Annotated in this window: 14 protein-coding genes; 10 read left to right on the top strand and 4 right to left on the bottom strand. The window is 61.6% G+C overall.

What is annotated here, in order from left to right; all coding sequences use genetic code 11:
• Window positions 1-2: 2 nt before the first annotated feature.
• The 6 genes from G9X64_RS03105 to G9X64_RS03130 all read left to right on the top strand — a co-directional run bounded on the left by G9X64_RS03105 (window position 3) and on the right by G9X64_RS03130 (window position 6027).
• Window positions 3-1037: a phosphatase PAP2 family protein gene (locus tag G9X64_RS03105; RefSeq protein ID WP_168315953.1), complete on the top strand. Its 1035-nt coding sequence runs from the start codon at window positions 3-5 to the stop codon at window positions 1035-1037.
• 33 nt (window positions 1038-1070) lie between these two features.
• Window positions 1071-2765, top strand: a complete 1695-nt coding sequence (locus G9X64_RS03110; RefSeq protein WP_168315952.1) for a S8 family serine peptidase — start codon at window positions 1071-1073, stop codon at window positions 2763-2765.
• Window positions 2766-3007: 242 nt separating this feature from the next.
• Window positions 3008-4441 (top strand): aKG-HExxH-type peptide beta-hydroxylase, encoded by a 1434-nt coding sequence (locus tag G9X64_RS03115; protein WP_168315951.1) that lies wholly within the window; start codon window positions 3008-3010, stop codon window positions 4439-4441.
• A 191-nt stretch (window positions 4442-4632) separates the two neighbouring features.
• A complete protein-coding gene (locus G9X64_RS03120; RefSeq protein ID WP_246270873.1) occupies window positions 4633-5385 on the top strand; it encodes a ThiF family adenylyltransferase in 753 nt (250 codons plus the stop codon).
• A gap of 9 nt (window positions 5386-5394) precedes the next feature.
• The gene (locus tag G9X64_RS03125; RefSeq protein WP_168316080.1) at window positions 5395-5616 is read left to right on the top strand and encodes a hypothetical protein; all 222 of its coding nucleotides are present in this window, start codon (window positions 5395-5397) and stop codon (window positions 5614-5616) included.
• 105 nt (window positions 5617-5721) lie between these two features.
• Window positions 5722-6027 carry a DUF982 domain-containing protein gene (locus G9X64_RS03130; RefSeq protein ID WP_168308368.1) on the top strand — a complete coding sequence of 102 codons (306 nt, stop codon included), beginning with the start codon at window positions 5722-5724 and terminating at the stop codon, window positions 6025-6027.
• Between the two features lie 77 nt (window positions 6028-6104).
• On the opposite strand, the gene G9X64_RS03135 is transcribed toward G9X64_RS03130, so the two are convergent.
• From G9X64_RS03135 to G9X64_RS03150, 4 genes are all read right to left on the bottom strand, one after another.
• Entirely contained in the window at window positions 6105-7379 is a 1275-nt protein-coding gene (locus tag G9X64_RS03135; protein WP_168308369.1) for an NAD(P)/FAD-dependent oxidoreductase, read from the bottom strand.
• Window positions 7380-7392: 13 nt separating this feature from the next.
• The gene (locus G9X64_RS03140) at window positions 7393-8061 is read right to left on the bottom strand and encodes a haloacid dehalogenase type II (RefSeq protein WP_168308370.1); all 669 of its coding nucleotides are present in this window, start codon (window positions 8059-8061) and stop codon (window positions 7393-7395) included.
• A 163-nt stretch (window positions 8062-8224) separates the two neighbouring features.
• Complete coding sequence (otnC, locus tag G9X64_RS03145) at window positions 8225-8899, bottom strand: 3-oxo-tetronate 4-phosphate decarboxylase (RefSeq protein ID WP_168315948.1); 675 nt, start codon at window positions 8897-8899, stop codon at window positions 8225-8227.
• A gap of 16 nt (window positions 8900-8915) precedes the next feature.
• Entirely contained in the window at window positions 8916-9914 is a 999-nt protein-coding gene (locus G9X64_RS03150) for a LacI family DNA-binding transcriptional regulator (RefSeq protein ID WP_168308372.1), read from the bottom strand.
• Between the two features lie 260 nt (window positions 9915-10174).
• Between G9X64_RS03150 and ltnD the strand changes: the two genes are divergently transcribed.
• The 4 genes from ltnD (at window position 10175) to G9X64_RS03170 (ending at window position 14187) form a co-directional block, all read left to right on the top strand.
• Complete coding sequence (gene ltnD, locus G9X64_RS03155) at window positions 10175-11119, top strand: L-threonate dehydrogenase (protein WP_168315947.1); 945 nt, start codon at window positions 10175-10177, stop codon at window positions 11117-11119.
• 14 nt (window positions 11120-11133) lie between these two features.
• Window positions 11134-11910 (top strand): 2-oxo-tetronate isomerase, encoded by a 777-nt coding sequence (gene otnI / locus G9X64_RS03160; RefSeq protein WP_168315946.1) that lies wholly within the window; start codon window positions 11134-11136, stop codon window positions 11908-11910.
• 3 nt (window positions 11911-11913) lie between these two features.
• Window positions 11914-13194 (top strand): 3-oxo-tetronate kinase, encoded by a 1281-nt coding sequence (otnK, locus tag G9X64_RS03165; RefSeq protein ID WP_168315945.1) that lies wholly within the window; start codon window positions 11914-11916, stop codon window positions 13192-13194.
• 156 nt (window positions 13195-13350) lie between these two features.
• A complete protein-coding gene (locus G9X64_RS03170; RefSeq protein ID WP_168315944.1) occupies window positions 13351-14187 on the top strand; it encodes a GNAT family N-acetyltransferase in 837 nt (278 codons plus the stop codon).
• Window positions 14188-14195: the final 8 nt, after the last annotated feature.

Raw genomic sequence — 14195 nt, forward strand, 5'->3', positions numbered from 1 at the left:
CAATGGAAGCGGACACTGCCAACGAATCGCAATCAAAATTAGTTCTTTTTCTAAACAGTTATAAATTCAGGATTGAGCCGGATACGGTCCTTCCATGCGAGCCGAGGGACGACGCCGGTGCTGATCCTCTCGCCGGCGCGTCGCCGGCTGCACCTGATGCAGCCTCCGAACCTGCGCCTTTCCCCGGTACGGGAGAAGATGCATCGCCTCTGGCCGGGCCTATGAAGGCGACGATGGCCGTAGCCTCGGTCCTCAACAAGAGCGTGGCGAACAAGTCGGTGCTCAACAAGGCGTCGCTGAACAAAAACAAAAATAAGAACAAAAATAAAAATAAAAATAAGAACAAGTCGACGATGGACGGCGCCAGCCTCGGCGTGTCGCAGCTTATCCCCTCCTTCGAGCTGCGCAGGCTGCACCAGCAGCCGTCACGCAACGCCTATACCGCGGCGCGGCGCTTCACCTGGGAAATGCTGGATATACTTCCGCCGCCCGGCCCGGATTATACCCGCCTTGAAACGACGGTGCTGCTCTCTATGCAACGCCGCGACCGCGAACGCGTGCGGCGCCTGCCCGACATCCAAATCGAGTCGACGATCTCCGTGGGGGAATTCACCCGCGCATTGCATATCGAGGATCTCGGCGGTTTCGAGCAGACGGAAGGCCTTTTCCAGGCGATCCTGACGGCCTGCGAATATGTCGGACTGATCTACAAGAGCCAGTTCAACCGGCTGCGGCCAAACCAGTTTGAGCCCATGCTGCGGCCGTTGCTGGCCGTGCCGGTCCATGAGTCCTATCCCAGCAACCATTCGTTCCAGTGCTTTTCGATCGCCTTCGCGTTCTCAACGATCCTGCCGGAACATCCAGCCACCGACGAGCTTGCCCGCATCGCCCAGAACGTCGCCGAAAATCGCGAATGGGCCGGCCTGCACTATCCGAGCGACACGCAGGCAGGGCGAGATCTCGCCCGACGCTTCGCTCCCTACCTCCACGACGCGTTCGGTCCTTTGTTCCAGGCCGTACACGACGAATGGGTCTGAATTCTCCAGCTGCTGCTCATTAGGGTTACAACCATGACGGATCAAAGACAAATGCCTGAGCCTGCGCCGATCAACTACTACTATCTCTGGCACCTGACTGCTCTTGGCGTCGTCGACGCGGAATACGGATCGGCTCCGCCGGCGCCTCCAGCGCCCGATGCGAGCGCCGCACGCGCGCTCCCCGATCCCCTCATCACCGGCACGGTCTGGGATGCTATCGTATCCGCCGGCCCGCTGCGACCCGCCCGGGTCGCGCTGATCGATGTCGGCGTATCTCCGGATCATCCCAACCTGGCAACCCGGCTTGACCGGGAGGCGTCAATCGATTTGACGACCCATCGCTACGGCGCGCGCGTGCTCGAAATTCTCGATACGACCACGTCCTTTGACCGCGAGGAAAGACATGCCTTCTTTGCCGGGCTCGACATCGCTCCGCTCGGCAATATGGGCCTTTCGAACGACGACCGAGACTATCTCGGTGATCTGGTTGCCGAATACGCCGCGTCGGAGGGTGTTCTCCGGCGGCTCTACAATCCGGAATCGCTGTTTGCGTCGCATGGTACCTGCTGCGCAGGGCTGATCGTCGGCGAACCCGCCGTTGTTGCGGAAGAAGGCACGTCAAGCCTTCCGCCGGAAGGGGCCTTCTACGGGAATGGCGACGAGCTGCGTACGAGCGGCAATCGCAATGTCATCCCCTATTTCGGCGTTGATCCTTTCTCAAGGCTCATCTCGATCAGAACCTCCTTCGAAGACGATGTCAGGCAGTTCATTGCGGCCTTCCTTTATGCCTATCTTCAGAAGGCAGACGTGATCGTCTTGCCGCGTGGTCTGCCTGACCCGAAACGCAGCATCGTTGATCCGAAAAACGAGCTGAAGGCCGACCTGGAATTATGGAAAAACCAGGATGCCGCCAATCTGTTCACGCGCATTGCCCTTGCTGATCAAGGTGAGCCTGAACTGGAGCCGAAGGCTGCGCAGAAAGGCTCCAATCCGGATCGCCCGTGGCATGTCCTCAAACAACTCATCCTCGCCATCAGCCGGCACATCCCGATTGTCTGCGCCGCAGGAAACAGTGGCGAGAGCCAGCTGATCTATCCAGCAAGTCTAGCCGCCGACAACAACGGCATTATTGCGGTTGGAGCCGTTACCGTCGAAGGTTTCCGTTCGGGCTACAGCAATTACGGCGAAGGATTGACGGTTGTCTCTCCCTCTGACGACGCGGAGGTCTTCAACAGGCATCAGTTGCGCCTCGACCGGCTTTCTCCATTTGCCGCGCAGCACGACTACAGCGTTTTTCGAACGCGGGAATACTGCTATTCGCACTTCTCGCTACTGACGACGGACCTATCGGGGACTTTCGGCTATGATCATGGCTCCGATCCGTGGTCGGCCATCGTGCCGTTCGGAACCAATCCCGGCATCGGGGGCGGATACTACACCACCTTCGGGGGCACATCAGGCGCGGCGGCGCAGGTGGGCGGGCTATGTGCCTTGATACAGCGGGCCTACAAAAGCCGCCACAACCTGGGTGACCGCCTCTCGGGGCCTCAAGTAAAGTCAATTCTGAAGACCGCATCCCGCCTGGACGCCATTGTCGCGCCCGGAACGAGGAAATTGACGGCGGATTGCATGAACGCCGAAAGCGAGGACGCCGTCGAGATGGCCTATTTCTTTGGATCGGGCCTGCCGAATGCGCGGGCGGCAGTACAGGCGGCTCTGGCCATCTGAATCCCGGGGATGCTTTTCCCCAGATTCCAAGCCTCCTCCATCGAGGGGGCTTTTTCTTTGTTTACGCCCTTTTTACGGATTTTTAACGCGGTACTGGCGGGCGAATGACGCCCTTGGGCAATAGTGCCTCTCAACGAACGGCGCATACCGTTCCGATGCCGACGAAGCCGACCCGAACCGGGGGCATCTTCGCCCGACATGCAACCTAGATCCATCAGAAGACAAACCCACGGAGGCTGTCGATGTCCGCGTCTCGCATTCAACAATTGGCAGATGAGGCGTGCCACCTGCTTAAGGGCAATCCCCTGATGGCTAGCACCGCCTCCCTGCAGCGCGTCGCAACTCGCAACCTTTTAAAGCGACGCTTCCAATATGGGTCTACGCTCGCAGCGGCTTCGAAGCTCACCGATTGTTCGGCCGGGGTAGAGGCGCTGTCACGATATTTCCCCGACCTTGCAAATGGCGGATACACTCGCCTGCTGGAACTTCCCCCAGCGGTTGCCGGACCGGTTACCGCCGACCCTTACCGTTCATCCGTGCTTGCAGCCTGGATGAATGGGCTCGCGCGGAGCCTGGAATGGCAGGCGGGAGGCCCCGATGTGCAGATCGTCAGCGGCTGTTTGCAGTCGGATCTCATCGCATCGGATCTTGAGCTCGAACGTCAGCCGGCGCGCCGACTCTCTTGCGGCATCGGCCTCGTCTGCATCGAAAGCCTGGCACGGAGCCGTGTCATGCAAGCCCTCCTCCGCCAATGCATGCCGAACTACCGCGGCTCCGACTATCCCATCGCTGACGACGCTGAATTGGATCGCATCGCCGATCATCTGGAGAGCGCCTTCGCGCTAATCGCGGGATTGGACATGTACGGCTATCAGCGCCTGATCGCCGGCCTGCACACGCTTTACATTGGCGTGCGACGCGAATCGCCGTGTTCGTTCTCGAGTTCGAACGAATTGCCGGGCAGCGCGATGATCGTGCTTTCCAGAGAAAGATTGCGCGATGGCGATCATGCCGCGACCGCGGCCCAACTGCTTCACCAAGCGGGGCACGTCCTGCTCGGGCTTTATACGACCTCGGCGGCGGCATCCCTGCCTGGCGAGTTCCAATATGTTTCCCCATACAAGGAGGATCTACAAACGTTCGAGAGCATCCTGCACGTGGTGTACACCGTTCCCTGGGAGTGCGCCTTCGGCATGGCATGCCTATCCAACGAGACGAATCCTGAGCGTCGCGCCTGGAAGACGGCATTCATAATTACCTATGCCGCGCGGCAGGTTCCGCTCATCGATATCGCTCGGAAAGGAATCGAACGTCTCGGCGGCGATGTCCTCCTCGACCTCTCAGACATCGCCGCCATTCCTTCCTGGAGTAGCCGGATCTTGTTCCTCGTGGGCCAGTTGCTTGCCGAAGAGCCCATTGCGCACCGTCAAGCGCACTTTGCCGAGCGCCAGCGAGTTCTCGATCGCCAAGCCTGGGATATCGGACAGATGCTGCTGCGCGGCAAAGAGCCGGTCGATCCTCGGATGGGCCGGCGAGAGATCGATGACAGCGGCGACAATGTCAGCCTCTGGTACGACGGCAAATTCCACGTCATCCCGAAGGCCTCCGACCATCCGATGGGCAAGGACTACGGTCGCTACCGCGGATATGCGCCCAGCGAGATGGAGGCGATGTGATGGTCAATGATCGGTCCAAACGATTGTCAGCGACCGCCACCGCGTCCGTCGACTTCCCGAGCCTCGTCACCCACAGCCTCGGGCGGGGCGGCCGGGGGGCTCTGTTCACCGGCAATAGTGCCGATTCTGTCGAAGAACAGAGCCCCCATGCTACTAGGTCTGCATTCGTCGTCTCGTTGAAGGCTTCCGATATGCCGGCCGAGGACGAATATGACTCCACCGCAATCGATCACCACGACGCCATCCTGACGCCTCTTTGCCATCAGCAACGCGACCTCGCACGGTTTGGCGATATCGACTTCGTCATCGTCGGATGCGGCGACTTGGGTTCACAGATCGCCATCCAGCTTGCGGCCCTCGGCGCGCGCCGTTTCCTTCTTGTAGATGCGGATCGTATCGACGAGAAGGATTTGAACCGTCTCCCTTGGGCGGGCGAGGCTGATCTCGGGTGGCTGAAGACGGACAGGCTGGCGAGCCGTCTGGCCGCGGGTTTCTCGGCCAATGTCTTCGTACTGCCCGAATTTGCGGAAGGCGCCTCGGCGCTGCGGTTAATCGCAGACTATGCCAATAACCCGTTCTTCATTTTCGCCGGCGACGATTCTGGTCCAGCACAAGATCTCCTGTCGACCTGCCGAGCATCGAAAGCCGGCCTGCCGCCGCATCTGCATGTGGGCCGCTCTGCAAACTATTGCATGGCAGGTCCTTTGGTCTTGGTGCATGAGGACGCATGTTCCGTCTGCCATTGCGCCGCCCAAGTCGCAACCGACGGCAGCTTTCGCAGCCCGCCGGCCACCGTCGACAACCCATTGGTCGCCGGCCTTGCCGTGTCGCTGATCGCCCAAAACTGCCTTTCGATGCACTCGGTCGCCCGGGGACGCCAATGGATATTGGACCTTAAAGGCGATCAGGCCGAGCTGCGCTCTCTTAAAACACCCCGAATGTAAGGTATGTCCATGATCGCGCTATTTTCCTCGGAATATTGTTGCTCCGTTGGCGCAACTGCCGGAAAGAACGATGAGCTGACGATAACCGAAGCTCTTCGTGATCCACTGATCGCCATCGTGATGCGCGCCGATGGCGTGACCTCCGAAGAATTCAAGCGGCTCCTTGAGGCGGCAGCCCGCGAGCTAAAAGCCAATCTAGCGAACTCCTCCTTCCCACCAGCGGGAGGATAGGCACGTGATTGTCGAAACGACACGGGAGATGGTTGACGAGCATGTGTGGCCAATCCCGGTCCAAACCATGACTCGGCACTGGCCGTCCCGCGGAGTTCAGGGGCAATGAGATTCGATATGGTGAGAAAGTTCCCAACGATAATTCTCGTCTTTGCCGAAGGGAAAGATCGCAAGGTGATCCGTACCGCTCACGAGGCTGCCCAACTGTTGCTGAAGGAATGGCCCACCGACGATGGTGAGGAATTCCTCACAGCAGTGAGAATCTGTTTGGAGGTCCTTACCGGAGAGAGCGAACCCGAGCAATTGCAAGAGGCAATCGTCCGCGCGGCATATGAAGCGGGTATTGCAGTGATCACGACTGATAACCGCCTTGGGATTCTCAGGATCTATCCAGTCAGCGAGGCCAGATAGTTAACCGCCGCGCAGGCGCTCATCGCAATCCTGCCCCCATCGAGCCGTTTCGGCTGCAATCGGACTGATCCGGTCCGTTACTGGAAGCGATCGAGGGTCTTGTAATAGAGCCCGACGAGCGGCAGGAACCACGGCTTTCCGAAATGGCCGGGAACGGCCGGCCATTCGAGCCCCTTCATCGGGTTACGATCGGCCGTGCCAAGGATGGCGTCGGCCATGATCATGCCGAGATGGGTGGAGAGTTGGGCACCGTGGCCGGAATAGCCCATGGCATACCAGACACCATCGACATAGCCGGCGCGCGGATAGCGGTCCTTCGTCATGTCGACGAGCCCGCCCCAGCAATAGTCGATCTCGACGCCGGCAAGCTGAGGGAAGATCTCAGCCAGGCTGGCGCGCAGAATGTCGCCGCTCCTTGCGTCCGATCGCTGATCCGATGTGGCGGAAAAGCGGGCGCGACCGCCGAAGATCAACCGCCTGTCGGGCGACAGCCGGAAATAATTGCCGATGTTCATCGACGTCACACAGGTGCGGTTGCCCGGCATCGTAGCGGCGATTTCGGCGTCGGTCAGCGGACGGGTTGCAATCAGGAAGCTGCCGACGGAAACGATCCGGCGGCGGAAATAACTGAAGAGCGACGGCGTATAGGCACCTGTCGCGACCAGGACGTGGTCTGCGGTGACGGTGCCGCGTGCCGTCTCAAGGCTGTGGCGGCCGTTGCCCTGCCGGTGCGCGGTTACTGCCGCCTTTTCGAAGATGACGGCGCCATGACGGGCGGCTGCAGTGGCGAGCCCGGCGACATAGCGGCCCATATGCATCATTGCGCTCTTCTTGGACAACATAGCGCCATGGAAAGGCGAGCCGACCTCGCTTTTCAGCTCATTCGCAGTAAGAAGTGCGGTGTCCGGATCGACTTCTCGGTGGACAGCCTCAAAATTGCGGGCAATGGCATCGAAATGCTGCGGCTTGGAGGCAAGCTTCAGCTTGCCAGCACGGCGGAAATTGCAGTCGATTCCCTCTTCGGCGATAATCGCCTCGATCGTGTCGATGGAATCGTCGAACGCCTTGTAGAGGGCGACGGCCCCCTCCACGCCGAGCGCGGACTTGGCGGACAGGAAACTGTGGGCGAGCCCATTGTTAAGGTGGCCGCCATTGCGCCCTGACGCTCCCCAGCCGACCCGTTCGGCCTCCAGCACGACGACCTTGACGCCGGCCTTTGCAAGCTGGCGCGCTGCGGCAAGCCCGGTGAAGCCGGCGCCGATGACGGCGACGTCATAATGTCCCTCGACGGGGCCTTGAGCGCCGCCGGCAAAGGCTGGTGCCGTGTCGTGCCAGTAGGATTCGAACTGCATCCGCGTGTCTCCGTCAGAGCCCGACGATGCCAGGCAGACCCGAGATGTCAGGAATTTCGACATAACCGTAATAGGGGTTGGCCGGCTCATGACCGCGATTGACCCAGACCTTGTTCTTGATGCCGAGATCGTGGGCCGACATCAGGTCGTAGCGGAACGAGGACGAGCAATGCAGCACGTCTTCCGGCCCGCAGCCCAGCATATCGAGCATATATTCAAAGCCCTTGAAGCGTGGCTTGTAGGACTGCGCCTGCTCGGCGGTATAGACCGCATGGAAGGGCGCGCCCAGTTTTTCGACGTTCGACATGATCTGCGAATTCATGGCGTTGGAGAGGATCACCAAAGGGATTTCCTTGGCGACCTTGGCGAGACCGGCCGGGACATCTGAATGCGGCCCCCAGGTCGGAACCCGCTCATAGATCATTCGGGCGGCTTCGTCGCGAAATGTCACGCCGTTGCGCTTGCATGTCCGCTCGAGCGAATTGTGCACCACCTCGGCATAGGGTTTCCAGTCACCCAGTATCTCGTCTAGCCGATAGGCTGCGAAATTCTTGATGAACTCCGCCATACGCGGCTCGTCGAGTTCTTCGCCGTAGAGGTCACGCGCCGCTTCCGCCATCTGAAAATTGGTCAGCGTGCCGTAGCAGTCGAAGGTGATGTATTTCGGACGGAACGTCGTCATTTGCGTATCCTTGAACGATCGGAGCTGTCACGATCATAGGCATCGCTTCACCCACAGCTCGGCTGAATTGCTGGCATCGGAAGCAGAATCTATCGTATCGAATGCGGGGTTTGGCAGAAGGTTGCGCGCTTGCCCGCGGTCAACGGCCGGCGGAGTGACGCCTTCAATCGCCGTCGTGATCGTGATCGTGATGCGACGGAAGGTCGAGGCCGAAGGCGTTGACGAGATCAGCCACCTGCGCCGGGCTGAGGAAACGGGGATTGAGGTTGCGCAACAGCAGATAGAGCTTCGCCGTTTCCTCCAGTTCCTCGGTCGCAAAGACCGCCGCCTCCAGGCTGTCGCCGGCGACAACAGGTCCGTGATTGGCCAGAAGCACAGACGAATACCTGCCCGCCAGCCCGCGGATGGCGTCGGCCACCGCCGGATCGCCGGGACGATAATAGGGCACCAGCGCGGTTTCGCCGGCGCGCATCAGATAATATGGCGTCATCGGCGGCAGGGCGGCGCGCGGATCAATCTCCGGCAGCATGGTCAGTGCCACCGCGTGGGTGGAGTGAAGATGGACGATGGCACGGGCGCTACCGCGCGTATCATAAAGAGCGGTGTGCAGCGGGATCTCCTTGGTCGGCTTGTCGCCGGACAGGAGCTGGCCTTCGGCATCGAGCCTGGAGATCCGTGCCGGGTCGAGAAAGCCGAGCGAGGCGTTGGTCGGCGTGACCAGCCAGCCGCCATCCTCCAGCCGCAACGATATGTTGCCCGACGAACCAGGCGTCAGCCCGCGCTCGAACAGCGAGCGGCCGTATCGGCAGATTTCCTCACGCAGGCGCGCGTCGGACATGACAGTTCCTCCAATATTACGCGGTTGCCCCTTCGATCAGTTCAAAGCCGAGATCGACTGCCTGCGGCGGCGCGTTGCCGACGACAAGCTGGGCGGCTATCTGCCCCGTCGCCACGCGCGGCGTTCGGATGGTCGACAAGGGTTGCGGTGTTGCCCGGCCGATATCGAGGCCGTTATAGCCGAAAATGGCGAGCTTCGAGGGGATCGCGATCCTTTCGGCCAGACAATGAAAATAGCCGCCCAGCGCCATGTCGTCGTTGGAAAAATAAACCGCATCGAGATCGGTCGTCCGGGCAAGCAGCCGCTCCAGCCCCAGCCTGCCGTTTTCCACGGACGAAGCGCCGGCGAGAATTTCGCGGGCGATGAGGGGGGCGTCATGCGCATCGAGCGTTTCGCAAAAGCTGGAAAACCGCTTGCCGGCACGGGTATCGCGGTTCAGGTCGTGACCGACATAGCCGATCCGGCGATACCCCCGCTTCAGCAGGAAGGCAGCGCTCTCCCGTCCGGCCGCACGGTTCGAGAAGCCGACCGCGATATCGAGAGCATCGCCGTCCAGATCGAGCAGTTCGACGACCCGGCACCCGCTGGCGCGCAGCATCTTCACCGTACCCTCGGTATGCTCGCATCCCGCCAGCATGACCGCCGCCGGCCGCCAGGCGAGCATCGCCGCGGCAAGCGCTTCCTCCTTGCTCGGATCATAGTCGGTCACGGAAAAGACCGCCTGGTACCGGTTTTCCTCCAGAACAGCACTGGCGCCGCGCAGCACATCGGGAAAGACGATGTTGGACAAAGAGGGAATGACGAAGGCAACGAGACGCGAACCGGTGGAGGCGAGCGTTCCCGCAATCCGGTTCGGCACATAGCCCAGCCGCTCGACGGCAGCCATCACCCGCTCGCGCGTCTTGCCGGAAAACGAACCGTGGTTGCGCAGCACGCGCGACACCGTGCTCTCGCCGACACCGGCCGCTTGCGCCACCTCCGCAAGGGTCACCGTTGCCTGATGTTTGAATTCCATAGTCAATGTTGAACCCGGCATCTGGAAGCTTCAGGCGCGCGAAGAGTCCTTGGAACGCCGCCGCTGCCTCATCATGTTTCACCAGTTTCGGCGAGAAGCAAGGTATTTTTGGCAGCGCTGCCAATTTTCGGTTGGCGGCGCCGCTAAAACAGAGTAGGAAAATGGCAGCGCTGCCAAACAAGGTGGCAGCCACCACGACCCTCTTCGGATGACGTCCGCAGGGGTATGGATATTTTCTCACCAGACCGGAGAAACGCCCTATGACATCGCTTGCTGAAAATCCGGGCCGTGCCGTCATCGCGGCCGTCATTGGTCTTGGCTCCATGGGTTTGGGAATGGCGCAGTCGATGAAGCGCGCAGGTCTCGATGTCGTTGGGTATGACATCATGCCGGCGGCAGTGGACCGCTTCGTCGCCGAGGGCGGACGTGGCGCGACGACCCCTGCCGCTGCGGCAAAGGATGCCGACATCGTCGTCTCCGTGGTCGTCAACGGCGCGCAGACCGAGGCCGTGCTGTTCGGGCCTCAAGGCGTCGCAAATGCGATGAAGCCCGGTGCCGTCTTCATCTCGTCGGCCACCATGGATCCCGCCGTCGCGCGCGATCTGGCCGGGCGGGTGGAGGCTCTCGGCCTGCATTACCTCGACGCGCCGATTTCGGGCGGCGCGGCCAAGGCGGCGCGTGGCGAACTGACGGTCATGGCCTCCGGCTCCAGACAGGCCTTCGACACGGCACGCCCGGGTCTCGACGCCATGGCCGCAAAAGTCTACGAGCTTGGCGACGCGGCCGGAAAAGGTGCGGCCTTCAAAATGATCAACCAGCTTCTCGCCGGCGTGCACATCGCGGCCGCCTGTGAGGCCATAACGTTCGCCGCCAAGCAGGGCCTCGACCTCGACAAGGTCTATGAGGTGATCACGGCTTCGGCCGGCAATTCGTGGATGTTCGAAAACCGTGTGCCGCATGTATTGGCCGGAGACTATACTCCGCTCAGCAGCATCGAGATTTTCGTCAAGGATCTCGGCATCGTCCAAGACATGGCCCGCTCCGAGCGTTACCCGGTGCCGCTCGCGGCAGCAGCCTTGCAGATGTATCTGGCCGCCTCCGGGGCGGGCATGGGCCGTGACGACGATTCCTCGCTGGCGCGGCTCTATGCCAAGCTTTCCGGCGCTGAATTGCCCAGTTCCACCAAAGAGCCGCAGAGCCTGTAAAAGGAACGCTAGACATGCCGGTTTTCGCCGCCAACCTGACGATGATGTTCAACGAATGGGCGTTCCTCGACCGCTTCGACGCCGCAGCCGATGCCGGCTTTGCCACCGTCGAATATCTCTTTCCCTATGAAGCCGCGCCGGAGGCAATCGCCGAACGGCTTGCCCGCAACAATCTGCAGCAGGCCCTGTTCAACCTGCCGCCGGGCGACTGGGCAGCAGGCGAGCGTGGCATCGCTGCCCTCCCTGGACGGTTCGATGCGCTGAAAGCGGATGTCGAGCGGGCACTGGACTATGCTGAAGCAACCGGCGTCAAACGGTTGCACTTGATGGCAGGCATCGCCGACCCTCGAGACGAAGACGCCTCCTCCACTTATCGGCGCTCCGTCACCTATGCCGCCGCGCGGCTTGCGGAAAAGGGCATCGATCTGCTGCTCGAGCCGATCAACGGGCGAAACATGCCAGGGTATTTCCTCAACGACTTCGGCGCCGCCGAGCGGCTGATCGCCGAATGCGGTCTGCCGAACCTGAAGCTGCAGTTCGACATCTACCACCGTCAGATCATCCATGGCGACGTCACTATGGCGTTACGACGTCTGCTGCCGATTACCGGCCATATCCAGATCGCCAGTGTGCCGTCCCGCAACGAGCCGGATGGGGAGGAGCTGAACTATCCCTATCTGTTCGGTGAAATCGATCGCCTTGGTTACGACGGTTTCGTCGGCTGCGAATACGTCCCGCAAGGCCACACACTGGACGGTCTTGGCTGGTTCAAACCTTTTGCACGGAGCTAGACGATGGCTATTTTGCTCGGATCAATCGCTGACGACTATACGGGCGCCTCGGACCTCGCCAACACCTTGACGAAGAACGGCCTGCGCACGGTGCAGACGGTCGGCATCCCTGATCCGTCGCTCGCCCTACCGGATGTCGACGCCGTGGTCGTTTCCCTGAAGATCCGCTCCGTCCCGGCCTCGGACGCCGTGACGGCGGCGGCGAGCGCCGAGCGATGGCTGCGCCAGCGGGGGGCCGGCCATGTGCTTTACAAGATCTGCTCGACCTTCGATTCCACCGATGCCGGCAATATCGGTCCGGTCACCGAGGCATTGAGCGATGCAGCGGGCGGCGGCATCGTACTGGTGACACCAGCCTTTCCGGAAACGGGACGCACCGTCTATCTTGGCCATCTCTTCGTCGGCGGACAGCCGCTGAACGAAAGCCCGCTCAAAGACCACCCCCTCAATCCAATGCATGACGCCAATCTCGTGCGGGTTCTCACCCGACAATCGCGCTACGCTGTCGGGCTGATCGATCTCACGACCATCACGGCCGGACCCGGCGCCATCAAGGCGAGGCTCGATTCCCTGCGCACCGCAGGCTGCACTGCTGTTATCGCCGATGCCATTTTCGAACGGGATCTTGAAACGCTCGGCGAGGTCGCGTTGGAAACGCCGGTGTCCACCGGTGCGTCCGGCCTCGGCCTCGGCCTTGCCCGCGCGCTCGTCCGCTCCGGTCGGATTTCCTCCGGCAGCGCGCCGACGGCGGACGCCATTCGCCCCGTCGGCGGGCTTTCCGCGATCGTTGCCGGCAGTTGCTCCAAGGCGACGCTCCACCAGCTCGAGGTCGCCGAACGGTCGATGCCCGTCCTGCGGCTCGACCCGGAGCGGCTGCTTGCCGGTCCCGATGAGATCGCCGCGGCGATTTCCTGGGCCGGAGACCGCATCTCCGTCGGCCCCGTCGTCATCGCTGCGAGTGCGGCGCCCGAAACCGTGTCCCGGCTGCAATCACTATACGGACGAGAGGCTTCCGGCCATGCGATCGAAACCGCGACGTCGATCATCACCACCGAACTGGTGGAGAGAGGCGTGCGGCGCCTGGTGGTCGCAGGCGGCGAAACCTCAGGCGCGGCCGTCGACCGGCTCGCCATTCCGGCATTTCTAATCGGCCCGGAGATTGCGCCCGGCGTACCGGTGCTGCGCACGGTCGGCAATGCGCAGGGCGACATGCTTCTGGCGTTGAAATCAGGAAACTTCGGAGGCGAAGATTTCTTTACGGCAGCGCTGGCGATGATGCACTGACAGGATCTGGATCGGATCGACATAGATCGGTTCTAGCATAAGATGCGGCGACCCATGACAGCAAAGCCATAAGATACTGCTTGAACCATGGCCTTCAGACGATCTGCCCGCCGGCGCTCCGGCAGACTGGCGGGCACGATATGAAGGACGCCCCCAATGCAAGCAAGTCAGATCGAAATCGTCCCGTTCGGGCCTGACCATCTGGAAGCCGCCGTCGCGCTCTCACGACAGGCGGGCTGGCCGCATCGGACGGAAGACTGGCAGTTGGCGCTCGCCTTGAGCGAAGGGATGGTTGCGGTCGAGGACGGCAAGGTCGTCGGCACCGTACTCGTCACGCCGTATAAGGAAGATTGTGCGACCATCAACATGGTCATCGTCGACGAGACGATGCGCGGCAGGGGCCTCGGCCGTAAGCTAATGGACGCCGCACTGCTGACCGCCGGAGACCGGCCGCTGAGGCTGGTGGCGACGACGGCAGGTCTGCCGCTCTACCAGAAGCTTGGCTTCCACGAGACGGGAACCGTGCTGCAGCACCAGGGCCTCGCCGAAGAAATTGCCGCGCCGGCGGAAACGGAAGCCGCCACCGGTGCCGACCTCCCTGCTATCGCAGCCCTCGACCGACTTGCCTTCGGCGCCGATCGCGAAGGGCTGCTCTCTTATTTCACCGGGATCGGCGCATTCGCCGTCATTCGCCGCGACGGCCACGTTTCCGGGTTCGCTTGCCTGCGTCCCTTCGGCCGCGGCGAAGTGATTGGACCCGTGGTGGCCGCCGACCTCGGCGAGGCCCGGAAACTCATCGAACATTTCATCGCCAGACGGCCCGGACGGTTCCTCAGGGTCGATACCACTGCCGAGACCGGGCTTTCCCCGTGGCTCGCCGACCAGGGGCTCGCCCATGTCGGCGGCGGAATCACGATGAAAAAGCCCTTCGTCCATCACGCCGGGGACCCGGCCGTTACCACCTTTGCCCTCGCCAGCCAGGCACTCGGCTGATCCGGAGA

Origin of the sequence: Rhizobium sophorae (genome assembly GCF_013087515.1) — a bacterium.
In the GTDB taxonomy this organism is placed as follows: Bacteria; Pseudomonadota; Alphaproteobacteria; order Rhizobiales; family Rhizobiaceae; genus Rhizobium; species Rhizobium sophorae.